Origin of the sequence: Frigidibacter sp. MR17.24, assembly GCF_037095655.1 — a bacterium.
Classification (GTDB): domain Bacteria; phylum Pseudomonadota; class Alphaproteobacteria; order Rhodobacterales; family Rhodobacteraceae; genus Frigidibacter.
Map to the genome: position 1 here is coordinate 175,872 of NZ_JBAWKE010000003.1, position 18,837 is coordinate 194,708.

The following is an 18,837-nucleotide window of genomic DNA, read 5'->3' on the forward strand; positions in this document are numbered from 1 at the left end:
CGCCCGACAATGGACCCGACCACGCCCGCCGGCCCTGCCCCCCTGCCCGACATGTCTCTGGCCGAAATGTCCTTGGCCGAGCTGCGCGCCGCGCTCGATCGCGGTGCGGTCTCGTGCGTGGCGCTGGTCTCTGCCTGCCTCGCGCGGATCGCGGCCGACAACCACGCCGGCCGGGCGCTGCACGCCGTCATCGCCGTGAACCCCGCGGCGCTGGACGCCGCGCGCGTCTGGGACGACGCCCGGGCCCGCGGGCAGGCGCCGCCGGGTGCGCTGTCGGGGATCCCGTTTCTGGCGAAGGACAATTTCGACACCGCCGCCATGGCCACGACCGGGGGCTCGCTCGCGCTCGCGGGATCGGTGCCGGCCGCGGATGCGGCGGTGGTGCGCCGGCTGATCGAGGGCGGCGCGATCCTTCTGGGCAAGACCAACCTGTCGGAACTGGCGGCGTCCTGCGGCTGGCTTGGCCACAGCTCGGTCGGCGGGCAGGCCGTGAACCCGTTCCATCCGCTGCGCGACCCCTCGGGTTCAAGCGGGGGCTCCGCCGTCGCGGTGGCCGCGCGCTTTGCCCCCTTCGCGCTGGGAACCGACACCAGCGGCTCGATCCGCGCGCCCGCCGCCACCACCGGCACCGTCGGCCTGCGCCCGACCCCGGGGCTGACCAGCCGCGCCGGTGTCATCCCGCTGGCGCTGTGCTTCGACACCGTCGGCGCGATCACCCGCACCGTCGCCGACCAGGCCATCGTCCTCGACGCGATCCGCGGCCCGGATGCGGCCGACCCGGCGACGGACGCCACGCCGCAGCCGGTCACCCCTTTCGTCGCGCAGCTGGCCTGCGACCCGGTCCCCGGCGCCCGGCTCGGGGTGGTCGGCAATTTCCGGGGCGCCAATCCCGAGGTCGACGCCCTGTTCGCCGCCGCGGTCGACAGGATCGCCGCCGCGGGGGCGTCGATGGTCGCGGTGACGTTGCCCGAGCCTTTCACGCGGCTCTGGCCGCTGGTGCTGGAGCCGGTCGGGCGGGCCGAGTTCCGGCCGCAGTTCGACGCCTATCTCGCGGGTCTCGGCCCGGACCAGCCCCGCGACATGGCGGCCTTCCTGCGCCGGCTGTCGGCGCTGACGGGGGCCGGCACCGAGCGGATCAACCCCGCCCGCTACCGGGCGCTGACCGAAGCCTTCGAGGCGCACGAGGACCCCGCCACCGCGACCGCGCGCGACCTGGCCCTGCGCAAGACCATGCCCGCGCTGCGGCGCGCGCTGCTCGGGCTGTTCGACGACGGCCGTCTGGACGCGCTGGTCTTCATGACCATGTCCTGCCCGGCCTCGGTGATCCGCGGCCTCAGCGACCCGAGCTATGCCTGCGACTGCGCCGATCCCTATGCCGCCTGCTACATCGCCCCGGCGACCGGCTGCCCCGAGCTGTCGATCCCGGCGGGGGTCGTGGCCGCCGGCGTGCCGGTGGGGCTGTCGCTGCTGGGCCGGCCGGGGGCGGATGGCGGGCTTCTGGCGCTTGGCGCGGCCATTGAGCGGCTGTGCGGCTGATCGGGTCGAATCATTCGGCCACCCCCGGTGCCGTCCCCCCGGGCGCGGAGATAACGCCGACGGATCTGCAAGACCGGACTGGACTGCGGGACTCGTCAAGCCTCCGAAACGGATCGCGTTTCTCTGCTCCGTGACGGCCGGAGGGCAGGACGTCGGCCCGCAAGATTGTTATTGAAAATAACCGTTATGAAGAATAGCAATATCGGCAGGAGGAGAGCCATGCCGAAACTGGACGAGTCGCCCGATGACGCGATCCCCGAGGACCGGATCGGCCCGAAGGTGGAGGACGGCGTGCTTGGCAACCTGATCGGCTACGGGCTGAAACGTGCCTACATGCGCATCCACCCCGAGGCGCAGCGCGTGCTGGCCGAGGACGACCTGCGCGTCGTCAGCTTCTCGTGCCTGTCGATGATCGTCGACAATCCCGGGATCGCGCAGACCGAGCTGGCCGCCGCGCTTCAGATGGAGCGTTCGAACCTCGTCGTCATCATCGACGCGCTGGAAGAGCGCGAGCTGATCGAGCGGCGCAAGGTTCCGACCGACCGCCGGCGCTTCGCGCTGACCGCAACACTGCGTGGCCGCCACCTGCGCGACCGCGCCGCCGAACGCGTCCGGCTGGCCGAGGAGGCCGCGCTGGACAGGCTGGACGACGACGACCGCGCCCGCCTGATCGCCGTTCTCGAACGGCTGCTCGGGGCGGGCGCGCGCTAGACGACCCCGTATCGCGCGGCGGCAGAGGAGGCCGGACCCGCGCGTCATGTTCCAGGGAGGATCACCATGACACCGCGCATTGCCGCGATCGCTTTCGCATGCTCGATTTCCACGCTGGCGCTTGCCGCGGGTCCGGCGACCGCCGAGACGATCCGCGCCACCAGCGCCTTCGGCCCCAACCACGCGATCGCCCGCGACGTCTACCCGACGCTGTTCGCCAAGCTCGCGGCGCTGACCGACGGGCGGTGGGAAGGGACCGACACGCCCTCGGGTCTGGTCGCGCCGAACGAGATGTCGACGGCGCTGCGCGACGGCGTCACCGACTTCGGCCCGCTGCTGATGCCGTATTTCATCGCCGAATATCCCGACAGCGCGCTGCCGACCGAGCTGCCGATGCTGGGATCGAGCGCGCAGGTCGTCTCGTCGGCGGTCACCGAGTACATCGCCACCTGCGCCCCCTGCCAGGCGGAATTCGCGCGCAACGGCCAGGTCTACCTCGGGCAGGACACGACGCCCGTCTACCAGATGCTGACCACCCGGCCGGTGCGCACGCTTGCGGACATGAAGGGGCTGAAGCTGCGCGCGGGCAGCCCGTTCTACGCCGCCTTCATCGAGGCGATGGGCGCGGTGCCGGTGCAGATCCAGTCCTCGGACCTGTTCGAAAGCCTGAGCCAGGGCGTGATCGACGGCACCTTCAGCTCGCCGCACGAGATCATCGCCAACCGTCTTGGCGACGTGGTGGGCTATGTGACCGAGATCGACCAGGGCCTGTTCAACGGCGCGGCCGTGACCACCGCCAGCCAGCTGCTGTGGATGCGGATGGAACCCGCCGACCGCCATGCGCTTGCCACCGCGTCGCAATACGGGCTCGCGGCCGGCGCGGCCGGGTTCGACAGGCAGATCGCCGAGGTCCGCGACCAGAAGCTGGTCGAGTTCATCGAACCCGACGCCGAACTGGTGGCGGCGCGCGACAGCTTCAACGCCGGACGCCTGTCCGGCGCGGCCGCGATCCTGCAGTCGCGCGGCGTCGACGACGCGCAGGCCAAGATCGACCGCTACGCCGCGCTGGTCGAGAAATGGGAAGGCCTCGTCACGCCGCAGATGACGCCCGACGAGCTGGGCGCGCTGCGTGACCGCGAGATCTGGGCGAAGGTCGACTTCGCCGCCTACGGCCAGTGACCGCGACGGACCGGGCGGGGCCCGGTCCCGATCCCCCAACGCCGCAGCCGGAGCCTCCGATGCTGAAGCCGATCGAAACCGCCGTGGAGCGGTTCAGCCTGATTGCGGGCGGTCTCGTCCTGGTCGCCATGATGCTGCAGGTCGTCGCCGACGTCCTGATGCGGGCGATCCTGGGCGCGGGCTTTCCCGCCACGCCCGATCTCGTGGGCAAGTACTACATGGTCGCGGTCAGCGTCCTGCCGCTGGCGGTGACCGAGCTGAAGCGGCGCCACATCGAGGCGACGATCTTCACCCAGGGCCTCGGGCCGCGGATGCTGGCAACGGTGCAGCTGTTCGGCTTCGTCGCCTGCGCGGCGGTGATGGCGGTGCTGATGTACGGCTCGACGCTCGAGGCGCTGCGCCAGACCGCGCGCGGCGCCTATATCGAGGCGGGCTCGATCCGCTTCGTCACCTGGCCCAGCTACTGGATCCTGCCGTTCTCGTTCGGGCTGACGCTGCTGGTGATGGCGATGCGGGTGCTCAGCGTGCTGACCGGCAGCTTCGAGGGTGACGAGCCCGACGTGATCAACCAGCTCGAACCGCTGCGGGAGAACGCGTGATGGATCCGGTGATGATCGGCGTTCTCGCGCTGGTGGCGCTGCTTGGGCTGATCGCGGTCAGGGTGCCGATCGCGATCGCGCTGCTGGCGGTGTCGTTCCTGGGCATCTGGACGATCGCCGGCCTCAGGCCCGCGATGTCGATGCTCTCGACCATTCCCTACACGACCTCGGCCAGCTGGACGCTCAGCTCGATCCCGATGTTCCTGCTGATGGGCTTCATCGCCTATCACTCGGGCCTGACCCGCGGTCTGTTCGAGGCGGCGCGGGTCTGGTGGGGCTGGCTGCCCGGCGGGCTTGCCATCGCCTCGCTGGCCGGGGCCTCGGGCTTTGCCGCGGTCTCGGGCTCGTCCGTGGCCTGCTCGGCCGCGATCGGGCGCATCGCGGTGCCCGAGATGGCGCGCCAGCGCTACAACCTGTCGATCGCCACCGGCTCGGTCGCCGCCGGCGGCACGATCGGCGCGCTGATCCCGCCCTCGATCATCCTGATCCTGTTCGGCATCCAGGCCGAGACCTCGATCAACGAGCTGTTCCTGGGCGGGCTGGTCCTGGGCCTTGCCTCGCTGGCCTTCTACGTGGTCGCGGTGCTGGTCGTGTGGTGGCGCGATCCCGACAGCCTGCCGCGGGCCGAGCCCTACACGATGGGCGACCGCTGGCGGAAGACGGCCGAGATCTGGCCGGTGCTGGCGCTGATCGCGGCGGTGTTCGGCGGGCTGTTCACCGGCTTTCTGACCGCGACCGAGGCCGGGGCCTTCGGCAGCTTCGTCGCGGTGCTGATCGGCGTGCTGCGCCGCTCGCTCAGCTGGCACGACTTCCGCGAGAGCCTGGTGGACACGCTGCTGTCGTCGGGGTCGCTGTTCATCATCGCGATCGGCGCCAACCTCTTCACCCGGCTGGTCGCGATGTCGGGTCTGTCGATGCAGATCGGCCGCTTCGTCGAGGGGCAGGCGCTCAGCACCTTCGCGCTGCTCTTGGTGATCGTGCTGATCTACCTGGTGCTGGGGATGTTCCTCGAGCCGATCGGGGCGCTGCTGCTGACGCTGCCGCTGTTCCTGCCGCTGGTGGCGCAACACGGGATCGACAAGTTGTGGTTCGGCCTGCTGGTGGCCAAGCTGCTCGAGATCGGGATGATCACCCCGCCCGTCGGCCTGAACGTCTTCGTCATCCACTCCGTCGCGCGCGACTATGTCCGGCTGGAACAGGTCTTCGCCGGCATCGTGCCCTTCATCATCGCAGACCTCGCGCTGGTCGCCGCCATGCTGGCGCTGCGCGGCTTCATGTAAGGACCCCGACCGATGCGCATCGACGGAGAGATCGCCCTCGTGACCGGCGCCGGCAGCGGCCTTGGCGAGGCCACGGCGCGCCGCCTCGCGGCCGCGGGCGCGCGGGTGGCGGTGATGGATCTCGGTGCGGCCGCCGCCGAGCGGGTCGCGCAGGAGATCGGCGGGCTGCCCCTCGCCGCCGACGTCTCGGACGCGGCCGCGGTCGAGGCCGCCTTCGCCCGCACCGTCGCCGAGCTGGGCACGCCCCGGATCGTGGTGAACTGCGCCGGCATCGGCACTGCGGCGCGGATCCTGCCGCGCGACGGCGCGCTGCCGCTCGCGGCGTTCGAGCGTACGCTGCGCGTCAACCTCTACGGCAGCTACGTCGTGCTCAGCCATGCCGCGCGGCTGATGGCGCAGGCGCCGACGCTCGATGCCGACGGCGCGCGCGGCGTGATCGTCAACACCGCCTCGGTCGCCTGGCAGGACGGCCAGATCGGCCAGGCCGCCTATGCCGCGTCGAAGGGCGGCATCGCCTCGATGACGCTGCCCGCCGCGCGCGAGCTGGCGCGGTTCGGCATCCGGGTGATGACCGTGGCGCCGGGCCTGTTCGAGACGGCGATGAGCGCGGGCCTGCCGCCCGAGGCGCGCGCGGCGCTCGAGGCCGGGCTGCCGTTTCCCGCCCGCATGGGCCGGCCCGACGAATTCGCGCAGCTGGTGCAGGCCATCGTCGAGAACCCGCTGCTGAACGGCGAGGTGGTGCGCATCGACAGCGCCGTCCGCCTCGCCCCGAAATGAGAGGATCGCCATGACCGCCCAAGCCCGCCCGACCGCCCCGACGGAGACCCGGATGCCCGATCACGCCCCGTACCTGACGACCGAGACCGACGGCCAGGTCGCCACGATCACCCTGATCCGCACCGACAAGCGCAACGCGATGAGCGACGGGCTGATCGCGGCGATCGAGGCCGCCTATGCCGGCCTGCCGCCCGAGGTCCGGGTGGTGATCCTGACCGGCGCCGGCGGGCACTTCTGCTCGGGCCTCGACCTGTCCGAGCATGTCCACCGCTCGGCCGAAGAGGGCGTGCACCATTCGCGCAACTGGCACCGGATCATGGAGATGATCCAGTTCGGCGGCCGGGTCACGATCTCGGCGATGACCGGGGCGGTGATCGGCGGCGGGCTCGAGATGGCGGCGGCGACCCATGTGCGCATCGCCGAGCCCTCGGTGATCTTCCAGCTGCCCGAGGGCCGGCGCGGCATCTTCGTCGGCGGCGGCGCCTCGGTGCGGGTCGGACGGATCCTCGGGCCCGACCGCATGGTCGAGATGATGCTGACCGGGCGGCGGTACGATGCCGACGAGGGGCTGCGGCTGGGCCTGTGCCACTACAGCGTGCCCGAGGGCGAGGCGCTGCCGCTGGCGCGCCGGCTCGCGCGCCAGATCGCCGGCAACGCGCCGATGTCCAACTACTTCATGATCCAGGCCCTGTCCCGGATCAACGACATGTCCCGCGCCGACGGCCTGTTCACCGAAAGCCTCTGCGCGGCGCTGGTGCAGACCACGCCCGATGCCGAGGAGGGGCTGCGCGCCTTCCTCGACAAGCGCGCGCCCGTGTTCCGCTGAGGTCCGACATGAGGGGGGACGAGACGATGACCATCGCCGAGGCGATCGAGATCCCGGCCACGACGCCCGGGAACTTCCGCGAACGGGCCGCCTGGGCGGCGGCGCGCACCGTGACGCGCTACCTGCCGCATTCGGTGATCCGCGAGGACCGCGCCGACGGCACGATCCTGCTGCGCTCGGGCCACGACCTGCCGCCGGTGGCGCGCAACAGCGGCGAGTGGCTGCACCGCTGGGCGGCCGAGGCGCCCTATCGCGTGGCGGTGGCCGAGCGCGAGGGGCCGGGCTGGCGCAACGTGACCTATGCCGACCTGCTGCGCTTCGTGCGTCGCGCCGCCTCGGGCCTGCTGGCGCGCGGTCTGGGGCCGGACGACTGCATCGCGATCCTGTCGGGCAACGGTGTCGACCACCTGATCCTGTCGCTGGCCGCGCAATACGTGGGCATTCCCTTCGTGCCGCTGGCCGAGCAGTATGCCCTGATCCCCGAGGCCCACGCCCGCCTCGTCTACGTGCTGGACAAGACCCGCCCGCGGCTTGCCTTCGCCGACGACGCCGGCCGCTATGCCGCGGCGCTCGCCCTGCCCGAACTGGCCGGGGCCGAGGTCGTCTGCTCGCGCGCCGAGGGCGCCGGTCGCCCGGTGACGCCGATGCTCGCGCTGCTGTCGCACGCGCTGCACCCCGGGCTCGACGCCGCCCATGCCGCGGTCGGGCCCGACACGCTGGCCAAGATCATGTTCACCTCGGGCTCCAGCGCCGATCCCAAGGGGGTGATGACCACCCAGCGGATGATGTGCGTGAACCAGGCGCAGATGGCCAGGGTGATGCCCTATCTCGACGACGCCCCGCCGCGGCTGACCGACTGGCTGCCGTGGAACCACGTCTTCGGCGGCAGCCACAACGTCAACATGATGCTGGCCCATGGCGGCACGCTGCATGTCGACAGCGGCAAGCCCACCGCGCGCGGCTTCGCCGAGACGCTGGCCAACCGCGACGCCTATCCCGGCACGCTGGCCTTCAACGTCCCCGTCGGCTACGCGATGATCACCGAGGCGATGGAGGCCGACCCGGCGCTGCGCCGCCGGATCCTCAAGGATGTCGACCTGATCTTCTACGCCGGCGCCTCGCTGCCGCAGGACGTCTGGGACCGGATCGAGCGGCACATGATCGAGGTCCGCGGCGGGCTGCCGATGATGGCCTCGAGCTGGGGCCTGACCGAGACCGCGCCCGCCTGCGTCATGGTGCACGAGCCGATCGGGCGCTCGGGCGTGATCGGGGTGCCGCTGCCGGCGGTCGAGATCAAGCTGATCCCCGATGCCGAGATGCGCTGCGAGATCCGCGTGCGCGGCCCCAACGTCATGCCGGGCTATTATAAGGACCCCGAGCGCACCGCCGCCGCCTTCGACGACGAGGGTTTCTTCATCACCGGCGACGCGGTGCGCTTCGTCGATCCCGACGACCCGCGGCTGGGCCTCGTCTTCGACGGCCGCGTGTCCGAGGACTTCAAGCTGCAGACCGGGACATGGGTGCAGGCGGGCGCGCTGCGGATGGCGGCGCTGAAGGCGGTGACGGGTCTTGCGCAGGACGTGGTGATCTGCGGCCACGACCGCGGCGAGGTCGGGCTGTTCGTCTTCCCGCTGCCGGGTCTCGCACGTCCCGAGGTCACCGCGCGCGGGGCGGTGACGGACCCGGTGCTGATGGCGCGGATCGAGACCGCGCTGCGCGCGATGAACGCGGGCGCCACCGGCTCGGCCAAGCGCGTGACCCGCGCGCTGATCCTGGCCGAGCCGCCCTCGGTCGCGGGACAGGAGATCACCGACAAGGGCTCGCTCAACATCAAGAAGATCCTGACGCGCCGGGCCGACCTGCTCGAACGGCTCTACGACAACGAGGACCCGGCGCTGATCCGCGTCTGACGAGGCAGAAGATGAAGAACATCGATTTCGACAAGATCCGCGCGATCGACTTCCACACCCATGCCGAGGAGGCCTGCGGCTGCCATGCCGACGACGGCTATGACGAGCTTCAGTCGACCATGGCGCAGTACTTCGGCGCGCCCTGGGCGCATCCACCGACCATCGACCAGACCGCGGCGCATTACCGCCAGATGAACATCGCCGCCGTGATCTTCCCCGTCGATGCCGAGCGCGAGACCGGGTATCGCCGCTATGACAACTACGAGGTCGCCGACGCCTGCGCCCGGCACGACGACATCCTGATCCCCTTCGCCTCGATCGATCCCGCCAAGGGCCGGCTCGGCGCGCGCGAGGCGCGCGACCTCGTGGCCAACCACGGGATCCGCGGCTTCAAGTTCCACCCGACGATGCAGGGCTTCTACCCCAACGACCGCATGGCCTGGCCGCTTTACGAAGCGATCGCCGAGACCGGGATGCCGGCACTGTTCCACACCGGGCAGACCGGCGTCGGCTCGGGGATGCGCGGCGGCAACGGAATGCGGCTGAAATACTCGAACCCGATGTTCATCGACGACCTCGCCGTCGACTTCCCCGACATGCCGATCATCCTGGCGCACCCGTCCTTCCCCTGGCAGGAAGAGGCGCTGTCGGTCGCCCAGCACAAGCCCAACGTCTACATCGACCTGTCGGGCTGGTCGCCCAAGTACTTCCCGAAGATCCTCGTGCAATATGCCAACACGATCCTGCGCAAGAAGATGCTGTTCGGATCGGACTGGCCGATGATCGCGCCCGAGAAATGGCTCGACGCCTTCGACGGCGCCGCGTTCCGCGACGAGGTGCGGCCGATGATCCTGAAGGACAACGCGTTGCGCCTGCTCGGCCTTGCCTGATCCCGTTCCCTTGCCGGTGAGCCTGCCATGATCGCCTTCCGTGCCCCCGTCGACGACATCTTCTTCAGCCTGCGCAGCGTCGCCGGCGACCTGCCCGGCTGGGATGCCGAGCTGTCGCGCGAGGTGACCCAGCATTTCGCCGCCTTCGCCGAGCAGGTGCTGGCACCGCTGAACGGCCCCGGCGACCGTCAGGGCTGCCGGCTGGAGAACGGCCGCGTGCGGATGCCCGGGGGCTTCGCCGCCGCCTTCGCCGCGCTGGCCGAAGGCGGCTGGCAGGGCCTGGGCGCACCCGAGGCGCTTGGCGGGCAGGGCATGGACCGGCTGACCGCCGCCGCCACCTCCGAGATCTTCACCGGCGCCAACCACGCGCTGCAGATGGTCACCAGCCTGGCAGGCGGTGCGATCTCGACGCTGATGGCGCATGGCAGCGTGGCGCAGCAGCAGGCCCACGTGCCGCGGCTGGCGGCGGGGGATTGGCTGTCGACCATGTGCCTGACCGAGGCCGGCGCGGGGTCGGACCTGTCGCGGATCCGCTGCCGGGCCCGGCGCGACGGCGACGGCGACGGCTGGCGGATCGAGGGCCAGAAGATCTTCATCTCGGGCGGAGACCAGGACTTGTCCGCGGGCATCCTGCACCTGGTGCTGGCGCGCACCGGCACGCCCGAGGACGGGGTGAAGGGTCTGTCGCTGTTTCTCTGTCCGTCCGAGGTCGACGGGCTGCGCAACGCCGTCACCGTGACCCGGATCGAGGAGAAGCTGGGCCTGCACGCCTCGCCGACCTGCCAGCTTGACTTCGACGGCGCGCGGGCCGAGCTGGTCGGGGCCGAGGGGCGCGGCCTTGCTGCGATGTTCACGATGATGAACCATGCCCGGATCGACGTGGCGCTGCAGGGCGTCGCCCATGCCGCCCGCGCCCACGACATCGCGCGCAGCTATGCCGCGGACCGCCGGCAGGGCCGGCGCGCCGACGGCGGCCCCGCCGCGCTCGACGACCATGCCGACGTGCGCAGGATGCTGGACGAACAGCGCGCGCTGGCGATGGGGGCGCGGGCGATGTGCCACCTCGCGCTGGCCGAGATCGAGCGCGCGGCCCGGCCCGCGCTGGTCGACTTCCTGACCCCGCTGTGCAAGGTCTTCGCGACCGAGGCCGGCATCCGCTCGGCCGACCTCGCGATCCAGATCCTTGGCGGCTACGGCTATCTCGAGGAATACGGGGTGGCGCAGATCTGGCGCGACGTGCGGATCACCGCGATCTACGAGGGCGCGAACGGGATCCACCGCACGGCGCTCGCGACCCGGGGCCTGCGGCTGGCCGGGGGCGCGGCGATCGCCGAGTTCGCGGCGCTGCTGGGCGATCTCGCGCCCGGGGCGCCCGCGCTGGACGCGGCGGTCGCCGACTGGACCGTGACGGCGCGCGACCTGGCGGCGGCCGAGGACGGCGCGGCGCGCGCGCATGATTTCACGCAGCGCACCGGGCAGCTGTTGCAGGCGGCGGTCTGGCAGCGCCTGGCCGCGACCGCCCGCGCCGAGGCGCGCGCGGATGCCGATGCGCTGGCCGGGATCGCGGCGGACATGCTCGCCCGGCTCTGAGCCGGCGGCTCAGGCCGAGATGATGTCGATGAAGGGCAGGTTGCCGCCGGTCAGCCCGGCGTCGACGGGCAGCACGGTTCCGGTGATGCCGCTCGCCGCGGGCGAGGCCAGGAACAGCGCGGCGTTCGCGACCTCGGCCGGGCTCACCAGCCGCCCCAGCGGATAGAGCGCGGTGACCCGGGCGAAGATGTCGGGCTGGCGCGCCTTGCGCGCGTCCCAGGCCGGCGTGTGCACCGAGCCGGGTGCCACCACGTTGGCGCGCAGGCCGTGGCGCCCCTCCTCGGTCGCCAGCGCCCGCGCCCAGGCGATGATGCCCGCCTTGGCCGAGGAATAGGCCGGGCTGCCGAAATGGCTGATCCCGTTGACCGAGGCCACGAAGACCGCCGCCGATCCGCCCGGCCGCCCGCGCATCGCCGGCAGCAGCGCGCGGCTGAACACGGCCGCGCCGGTGAAGTTCAGCGCCATGTCGTGCAGGATCGCGGCCGTGTCCGTCGCCTCGATCCCGTCGACCCGGGTGCCGCCCGCGTTCGAGATCAGGACGTCGACCGGGGCCGCCGCGATCCGCGCCGCCGCCGCCTCGGTCTGCGCGACATCGGTGATGTCGAAGGCCACGCGCTCGTCGGCCTCGATCGCGGCGCAGTCGCGGTCGCAGGCCACGACATGCGCGCCCGCGGCCTTCAGCGCCGCCATCAGCGCCGTGCCGATGCCGCCACCGGCGCCGGTCAGCACCACCCGCTTGCCCGCCAGCATCATGCCCCCGCCTCCTCGCCCGCGACCGGGGCGGCATCCAGTCCCAGCGGGTCCGCGACCTTGGGCCAGAACCCGTCGCCCGCCTTCTGATAGGCCGTCTCGGCCGGCTTGGTCGGATAGGACGAGGGGCTGTCGACATGAATGATCCGCGACGACACCGGCGCGAACCCGGCGTGGAAGTGGTTGGTGGACTTCACCAGCAGGATCTCCTTGGCGGCGAAATCGACGCCCTGGTTGGAAAACAGCGTCGGCTCGTAGGTCTGGGTGCGGCTCGTGATCAGCACGATGTCGATGGCGGTGCCGACGATGCGCACCGTGGCCGAGCGGCCCAGCGTCACCCGGCTGGCGCGGAAGCTCTGCCAGCCTTCCTGCGCCAGGTGAATCACCTCGATCTCGGCGTCGATCGGCGGGCCGGCCTCGGCCCCCGCCTTGCCGCCAAAGCGCAGCTTCAGCCGCGCGCCAAGGCCCGCGGCATGGCAGAAGCTGACCGCGACCGGGTCCCAGATCGCGCCGACGCCGACCCGGTCGACCCCGCGCGCGATCAGCGACATCAGCACATGCGTGCCGTCGCCGGCACAGCCGCCGCCCGGATTGTCCCAGGTGTCGGCGATGGTGACCGGGCGCGCCGGGTCCCCGGCCCGCACCTGCAGCGCCAGGTCGATCCCGTCCTCGTAATCGAGGATCGGCATCGCCGTCTGCCCGCGCAGCGCGTAAAGCTCGGTCCCCAGCCGGCGGGCAAGCGCCGCGCCCTCCTCGGGTGCCGCGTCGCTGACGACAAGGATCCGCGTCCCCATCTCGGGCACGTCGCCGGCCATGAAGCCGTGGATGACCGAGCACGACAGGATCCGGCCCCGTCCCTCGAGCGCCTTCATCCGGTCGACGAAGCCGCGCATCGGCTGCTGGCTGGTCGGATAGAGGCCGATCATCCTGCAGTCGAAGGTCGAGATCACCGGCCGGATCTCGCCGCGCAGCGCCCGCAGCGCCAGATCGACGACATGGGCGCCGCGATCGTGGAAGTCGGTGTGCGGGAATTCGAGGAAGGTCGCCGCGATGTCGAGCTGCGCCACCCGCTTCGCGGTCAGGTGGCTGTGGGGATCGAACTCGGCCGCGACCAGCACGTCGGGGCCGACGATCGCGCGCACCCGCGCCAGAAGGTCGCCTTCGCAGTCGTCATAACCCTGCGCGACCATCGCGCCATGCAGGCCCAGCACCACGCCGTCGACGGGCATCGCCGCGCGCAGCTGCCCGAGGATCTCGTCGCGCAGCTCCTCGAAGGTCTCGCGCTTGATCAGCCCGGCCGGCTCGGCCCAGGTCGAGGTGCCCTCGATCACGGTGAACCCCTCCTCGCGGCCGCGCGCCCGCAGGATCGGCACCGGCGAGGAGCAGAGCGTCGGCGTGTCGGGATGCTGGCCCGGCGCGGCGTAGAAGGCGGCCTCGAAGGCGGCACGGTCGGTCGGCAGCGGCGAGAAGGTGTTGGTCTCGGTCGCCAGCGACGCGGTGAAGATCCTCATGCGGGATGCCTCCTTCGGCGGGGGCGCATCGGGCGCCCGGTGGATTTCGGCGGCTCAGGCCGCATCGCGCGCGGGCGTGCCAAGGGCGAGGATCGCGGCGCCGACCAGCCCCGGCTCGGTCCGGCACTGGGCCTGCACGACCAGCGGCCGCGCGGGGCGCGCAAGCGTCAGCGGCCGGGTCGCGCCATCAAGCGCGGTGATCAGCCCGGCGTCGTTCGACAGCCCGCCCCCGACCGCGACCACGGTGGCCCCGGTCAGGTTCACCACCATCGCGAGCGGCCCCGACAGCAGTTCGAGCCAGGCCGCGACCGTCCGCGCCGCGCCCGGATCACCCCGGTGCCACAGCGACAGGATCTCGCGCGAGCCGAGGGTCGCGCCGGCGATGTCGCGGTGCAGCCGCTCGATCCCCCGCGCCGAACAGGTGGCGTCGAGACAGCCCTTCAGGCCGCAGCCGCACTGGTAACGCGGCAGCGGCGCATCGAGACAGTCGAGCAGCCGCTGCGCGACCGGCCCGTGGCCCCATTCCCCGGCATAGCCGCCGCCCGAGGCGATCAGCCGTCCGTCCGCGACCAGCCCGCCGCCGATCCCGGTGCCGATGATGGCGCCGAAGACGACGTCATGGCCACGGCCCGCGCCGGCGCCGGCCTCAGCCAGCGCGAAGCAGTCGGCATCGTTGGCGACCAGCACCTCGATCCCCAGCGCGGCCGAGAGTTCCGGCGCCATGCGCCGCCCGGTGAGGCAGGGGATGTTGGCCACGATCGCGCGGCCCGTGCGCGGGTCGACCACCCCGGCGATCGAGATCGCGATCCGGTCGGGCCGGGTGTCGAGCGCGGCCATCGCCCCGCGCAGCGTGGCGACGAAGGCGTCGAAATCGTCGGTCGGCGTCGGCAGCCGCGCAAGGGCGCGCACGTCGCTGGCCGAGGAGGCGATCGCGGACTTGACCGCCGAGCCGCCGATGTCGAAGCACAGGATCATGCCGCCGCCCCCGCTGCGGCGCGCTGGCCGCCGGTCCAGACCGCGCCAAGCGCCAGCGCCGCGTCCAGCACGAGGAAATCCGCCCGCGCCCCGGGCACCAGCCGGCCCACGCCCGTCAGTCCCGCCGCCTCTGCCGGCGCGGTCGTGGCCATGCGCAGCGCCTGGCCAAGCGGCAGCTCCAGCGCCGTCACGCAGTGGCGCACCGCGTCCAGCATCGAGATGTCGGCCCCCGCCAGCGTGCCGTCCTCCAGCGTCAGCCGTCCGCCCGCGCGCAGGATCCGCCGGCCGTTCAGCGTGATCTCGGACAGCTCCGACCCGGTCGCGGCCATCGCGTCCGACACCAGGAACACCTGTCCCGGTCCGCGCTTGGCCCGCAGCGCGATCGCCATCGCCGCGTCATCGACATGGTGGCCGTCGGCGATCAGCCCGCAGCTGAGCCCGCCCGCGTCCAGCGCGGCCCCGACCAGCCCGGGCGCGCGGTGGCCCATCTGGCTCATGGCGTTGAACAGATGCGTCACCATCCGCGCCCCGGCCGCGACATAGGCCATCGCGGTCGCGTGGCTGCAATCGCTGTGCCCGAGCGAGACGGTGATCCCCGCCGCCGCCAGCCGCGCGACCTGCGCCGTCGTCGCGGCCTCGGGCGCGAGCGTCACCACCAGCCGGCCGCAGGCGGCCGCGCCCGCGATCATGCCCGAAAGGTCGGTCTCGTCCATCGGCCGCAGCATCTGCGGCGCATGGGTGCCCTTGCGGCGCGGGTCGAGATGCGGCCCCTCGAGATGAAGACCCGCAAGCCCGACCTGCCCGGCCGCGCGCGCCTGCGCGCAGGCCGCGAGCGCCGCCGCGGTCTTGGCGGCGGTGTCGCTGATCAGCGTGGCAAGGATCGTGGTCGTTCCCAGCGCCCGGTGCGCCGCGCAGATCGCGGCCAGACCGGCCGCATCGGTGCGGTCGTTGAACTGCACCCCGCCGCCGCCGTTCACCTGCAGATCGACGAAGCCGGGCACGATCAGGTCGACCTCGGGGGTGCCACCGGGAATCACGCCCGTCACGCGGCCGTCTTCATGGGCAAGCGCGGCCGTCTCGTGCCAGTCGTGGCCGTCGAACAGGCGCCGCGCCACCGGGGAGTGCAGGGCCGTCATCGCGCGCCGGTCTCCGTCCTGCGCGGTGGCAGGGGGGTGCCGGCCCGGCTCTGCCCGAGACTCGGGCAGAAACTGAAAATGAATTTCATCATTCGCGTCGTCCATCGCATTTCTTATTGACTGTCACGATTTCGCTTCCCAGTCTACGAAAATAAATTACGAAATCCGGTCGACCGGGCCAGCGTGCAAGATGGCCCGATTCCGCCGGGAACGAGAACAGGGAACGAGAATGAAAGTCGGCATCGTCGGCCTTGGCTATCGCCTTGGCTACCTCGCGCAGGTCTTCACGCAAGTTCACCCCGACTTCCGCATCGCGGGCTATGTCGATCCGGCCCCGGCCGGGATGGGCCTGCTGACCGACAAGGGCATCTCGCCCGGCACCCGCTACGACAGCGTCGAGGCGCTGCTGGCGGGCGAAAGCCTCGACCTGCTGATGGTCGGCTCGCCGAACTTCCTGCATCTGGGCCACATCCGCGCCGGCCTCGAGGCCGGGGTGAAGGTGTTCTCGGAAAAGCCGGTCGTCACCACCGCCGAGGACAGTTTCGAGATCGCGCGGCTTCTGGCCCGCCACGGAGCCGACAATCTGCTGATCGGCCTCGTGCTGCGCTATGCCCCGCTTTATGCCGACCTGCGCGCGGCGCAGGCCCGCGGCGATCTCGGCGAGGTGGTCTCGATCGAGGCGAGCGAGCACATCCCGCCCTATCACGGCGCCTTCTTCATGCGCGACTGGCGCCGCTACGATCGCTGGGCCGGCGGCTTCATGCTCGAGAAGTGCTGCCACGACATCGACCTCTACAACGGCGTGATCGGCGCGCGCCCCGAGCGCGTGAGCAGCTTCGGGGGCCGGCGCACCTTCGTGCCGGCGAACGATCCGCGCGAACGCGGCATCAACGACATGGATGTCTACACCCGCAAGCCTTCGGGGTGGAACGGGTCCGACAAGGTCTTCGACAGCGATGCCGAGATCATCGACTATCAGGTGGCGATCGTCGAATACGCCAACGGCGCGGCGCTGAACTTCCACACCAACCTCAACGTCCCCGACGATTTCCGCCGCTTCGCCGTGATCGGCACCCGCGGCATGGCCGAGGGCGATTTCGTGCGCGGCTTCCTGAACGTCACCGACAGCCACACCGCCCGCCCGATCGAGCGCAAGAACTACGAGGCCTCGGCCCTGTCGCACCACTACGGCGCCGACGAGGAGATGGCGCGTGGCGTCGTCGCCTCGGTGCTGACCGGTGCGCGCCAGCCGGTCTCGGTGATCGACGCGCTCGAGGCGGGGCTTCTGGCGATGACGATGGACGAGGCCCGCGCCACGCGGAAGGTGATCGAGATGGCCCGCATCTGGGACCAGTTCGACACCGCGCTGCTGTCGAAGGTGCCCGCCTGATGCCGGGTCAGCGGTCCGCCGTCCTCTTCGCCTGGATCCTGCTGGTCCCGGCGCTTCTCTACGTCGCCGCGATCGTGGCCTATCCGCTGCTGCAGACGATCCACCTGTCGTTCACCGACGCCTCGCTGCGGCGGACCACCGACTATGTCGGCTGGGAGAACTACGCCAGGATCTTCGACGCGGAATTCGCGACGATCATCGGGCGCACCTTCCTGTGGACCTTCCTGTCGGTCGCGCTGAAGATGGTGATCGGCACCTGCGGGGCGATGCTGCTGAACGCGGCGATCCCGGGGCGCACGGTGTTTCGCATCCTGACCATGCCGCCCTGGATCGTGCCGATGGCGATCGGGATCTTCATGTGGGGCTGGATGTACAACGGCCAGTTCGGGATGATCTCGGGGCTGATGCAGCGCTTCGGCCTTGTCGACGGGCCGGTCGCGTTCCTGGCCTATGGCAGCACCGCCTTCTGGGCCACGGTCATCACCGATGTCTGGATCGGCGTGCCGATGGTGACGATGTACATGCTGGCCGCGATCCAGTCGGTGCCGCAGGACCTGCACGAGGCCGCCTGGACCGACGGCGCCAGCCGCTTCTACCGGATGCGCCGCATCACCCTGCCGATGATCCTGCCCGCGGCGATCACGATGTCGATGATCTCGCTGATCTCGACGTTCAATTCCTTCGACCCGATCTGGATCCTGACGCAGGGCGGTCCCTCGGGCTCGACCACGACGATGATCATCGACACCTATTCGACCGCCATCGGCTCGAAACGTTTCGGCGAGGGCGCGGCGCGGGCGGTGGTGATCTGCCTGTTCCTGTCGGCCTTCGCGCTGCTCTACTTCCGCGCCGTCTCCGGCCTGTCGAAAAGGATGACGTCATGATGAAGAGGAACGCCATGATCGACCGCTACCGCTGGTGGCAGGTGATCCTGATGTACTGCGGAATCTTCGTGTTCCTGTTCTTCCTGCTTGCGCCGTTCATCGAGGGCTTCCTCGTCTCGCTGAAGCCGCTGGGGCTGCTGTTCTCGACCCCCTACCGCTTCCTGCCGGAGAACGGGTCCTTCGACGCCTATTTCTCGATGTGGAAGAGCGTGCCCGAGTTCGGGCGCTACATCTTCAACTCGTTCTTCATCTCGACGGTGATCACCGCCATCGTGCTGCTGCTGGTGGTGCCCGCGGCCTATGCCTTCGCCCGGATCAAGTTCCGCGGCGCGGGGCCGCTGCTGGGGGCGTTCCTGGCGGTGAACATGTTCTCTGGCGCGGTGCTGCTGATCCCGCTGTTCCGCCTGATGCGCGCCTACGGGATGCTGAACACCTACTGGTCGATGATCGTGCCGGGCGTCGCCTTCCTGATCCCGACCGCGATCTGGCTGCTGTCGGCCTACATGCGGCGCATCCCGCGCGAGCTGGACGAGGCCGCCTTCGTCGACGGCGCGGGGCATTTCTACATCCTGCGCCGGGTGATCCTGCCGCTGGCGATGCCCGGCATCACCGTCGTCGCGATCACCACCTTCATCGGCGCCTACGCCCAGCAGTTCATCTTCGCGCTGACCTTCAACTCGAAGACCGAGTACATGCCGCTGCCGATCGGGCTTTACGCCTATTTCGGCCGCCAGGAGGTGATCTGGAACGAGCTGATGGCGGCGAGCTTCGTCGGCATCACCCCGGCGATGATCCTGATCTTCGCGCTGCAGCGCTACCTCGTCGCCGGCCTGACCGCGGGCGCGGTCAAGCAGTAAGCCGATCCGGCCCGCCCTTGCCGGGGCGGGTCCAAG

At 70.9% G+C, this 18,837-nt stretch carries 17 protein-coding genes; 13 read left to right on the top strand and 4 right to left on the bottom strand.

The genetic code is table 11. The features are described 5' to 3' along the window. Positions 1–9 precede the first annotated feature (9 nt). The 10 genes from V8J39_RS13095 to V8J39_RS13140 all read left to right on the top strand — a co-directional run bounded on the left by V8J39_RS13095 (position 10) and on the right by V8J39_RS13140 (position 11,298). The gene (locus V8J39_RS13095) at positions 10–1,536 is read left to right on the top strand and encodes an amidase (protein WP_336461368.1); all 1,527 of its coding nucleotides are present in this window, start codon (positions 10–12) and stop codon (positions 1,534–1,536) included. Positions 1,537–1,755: 219 nt separating this feature from the next. Beyond that, positions 1,756–2,247, top strand: a complete 492-nt coding sequence (locus tag V8J39_RS13100) for a MarR family winged helix-turn-helix transcriptional regulator (protein ID WP_336461369.1) — start codon at positions 1,756–1,758, stop codon at positions 2,245–2,247. 66 nt (positions 2,248–2,313) lie between these two features. After that, positions 2,314–3,426: a C4-dicarboxylate TRAP transporter substrate-binding protein gene (locus tag V8J39_RS13105; protein WP_336461370.1), complete on the top strand. Its 1,113-nt coding sequence runs from the start codon at positions 2,314–2,316 to the stop codon at positions 3,424–3,426. A 59-nt stretch (positions 3,427–3,485) separates the two neighbouring features. Then, positions 3,486–4,025, top strand: a complete 540-nt coding sequence (locus V8J39_RS13110) for a TRAP transporter small permease (protein ID WP_336461371.1) — start codon at positions 3,486–3,488, stop codon at positions 4,023–4,025. Beyond that, entirely contained in the window at positions 4,025–5,305 is a 1,281-nt protein-coding gene (locus tag V8J39_RS13115; RefSeq protein WP_336461372.1) for a TRAP transporter large permease, read from the top strand. Before V8J39_RS13110 ends, V8J39_RS13115 begins: the two co-directional genes overlap by 1 nt. 12 nt (positions 5,306–5,317) lie before the next feature. Beyond that, complete coding sequence (locus tag V8J39_RS13120) at positions 5,318–6,082, top strand: SDR family NAD(P)-dependent oxidoreductase (protein WP_336461373.1); 765 nt, start codon at positions 5,318–5,320, stop codon at positions 6,080–6,082. Between the two features lie 52 nt (positions 6,083–6,134). After that, positions 6,135–6,908, top strand: coding sequence for a crotonase/enoyl-CoA hydratase family protein (locus tag V8J39_RS13125; RefSeq protein WP_336461374.1), 774 nt, complete (start codon positions 6,135–6,137; stop codon positions 6,906–6,908). Between the two features lie 26 nt (positions 6,909–6,934). After that, entirely contained in the window at positions 6,935–8,818 is a 1,884-nt protein-coding gene (locus tag V8J39_RS13130) for a feruloyl-CoA synthase (protein WP_336461610.1), read from the top strand. A gap of 11 nt (positions 8,819–8,829) precedes the next feature. Further along, positions 8,830–9,708, top strand: a complete 879-nt coding sequence (locus V8J39_RS13135) for an amidohydrolase family protein (RefSeq protein WP_336461375.1) — start codon at positions 8,830–8,832, stop codon at positions 9,706–9,708. Between the two features lie 27 nt (positions 9,709–9,735). Beyond that, entirely contained in the window at positions 9,736–11,298 is a 1,563-nt protein-coding gene (locus V8J39_RS13140) for an acyl-CoA dehydrogenase family protein (protein WP_336461376.1), read from the top strand. Between the two features lie 9 nt (positions 11,299–11,307). Here V8J39_RS13140 and V8J39_RS13145 read toward each other — a convergent pair whose 3' ends face one another. The 4 genes from V8J39_RS13145 to nagA are packed head-to-tail and all read right to left on the bottom strand — an operon-like array spanning position 11,308 to position 15,670. Next, the gene (locus V8J39_RS13145; RefSeq protein ID WP_336461377.1) at positions 11,308–12,051 is read right to left on the bottom strand and encodes an SDR family oxidoreductase; all 744 of its coding nucleotides are present in this window, start codon (positions 12,049–12,051) and stop codon (positions 11,308–11,310) included. Next, positions 12,048–13,559 (bottom strand): M81 family metallopeptidase, encoded by a 1,512-nt coding sequence (locus V8J39_RS13150; protein WP_336461378.1) that lies wholly within the window; start codon positions 13,557–13,559, stop codon positions 12,048–12,050. The genes V8J39_RS13145 and V8J39_RS13150 overlap by 4 nt, the downstream gene beginning before the upstream one ends. Before the next feature lie 54 nt (positions 13,560–13,613). Then, positions 13,614–14,534 (bottom strand): ROK family protein, encoded by a 921-nt coding sequence (locus tag V8J39_RS13155; RefSeq protein WP_336461379.1) that lies wholly within the window; start codon positions 14,532–14,534, stop codon positions 13,614–13,616. After that, positions 14,531–15,670 carry an N-acetylglucosamine-6-phosphate deacetylase gene (nagA, locus tag V8J39_RS13160; RefSeq protein ID WP_336461380.1) on the bottom strand — a complete coding sequence of 380 codons (1,140 nt, stop codon included), beginning with the start codon at positions 15,668–15,670 and terminating at the stop codon, positions 14,531–14,533. Before nagA ends, V8J39_RS13155 begins: the two co-directional genes overlap by 4 nt. A gap of 229 nt (positions 15,671–15,899) precedes the next feature. On the opposite strand from nagA, the gene V8J39_RS13165 reads away from it, so the two are divergent. The 3 genes from V8J39_RS13165 to V8J39_RS13175 are packed head-to-tail and all read left to right on the top strand — an operon-like array spanning position 15,900 to position 18,801. Continuing rightward, the gene (locus V8J39_RS13165; protein ID WP_336461381.1) at positions 15,900–17,060 is read left to right on the top strand and encodes a Gfo/Idh/MocA family protein; all 1,161 of its coding nucleotides are present in this window, start codon (positions 15,900–15,902) and stop codon (positions 17,058–17,060) included. Continuing rightward, a complete protein-coding gene (locus V8J39_RS13170) occupies positions 17,060–17,944 on the top strand; it encodes a carbohydrate ABC transporter permease (protein ID WP_336461382.1) in 885 nt (294 codons plus the stop codon). Before V8J39_RS13165 ends, V8J39_RS13170 begins: the two co-directional genes overlap by 1 nt. Next, positions 17,941–18,801 carry a carbohydrate ABC transporter permease gene (locus V8J39_RS13175; RefSeq protein ID WP_336461383.1) on the top strand — a complete coding sequence of 287 codons (861 nt, stop codon included), beginning with the start codon at positions 17,941–17,943 and terminating at the stop codon, positions 18,799–18,801. Before V8J39_RS13170 ends, V8J39_RS13175 begins: the two co-directional genes overlap by 4 nt. The last annotated feature ends 36 nt before the right edge of the window (positions 18,802–18,837 follow it).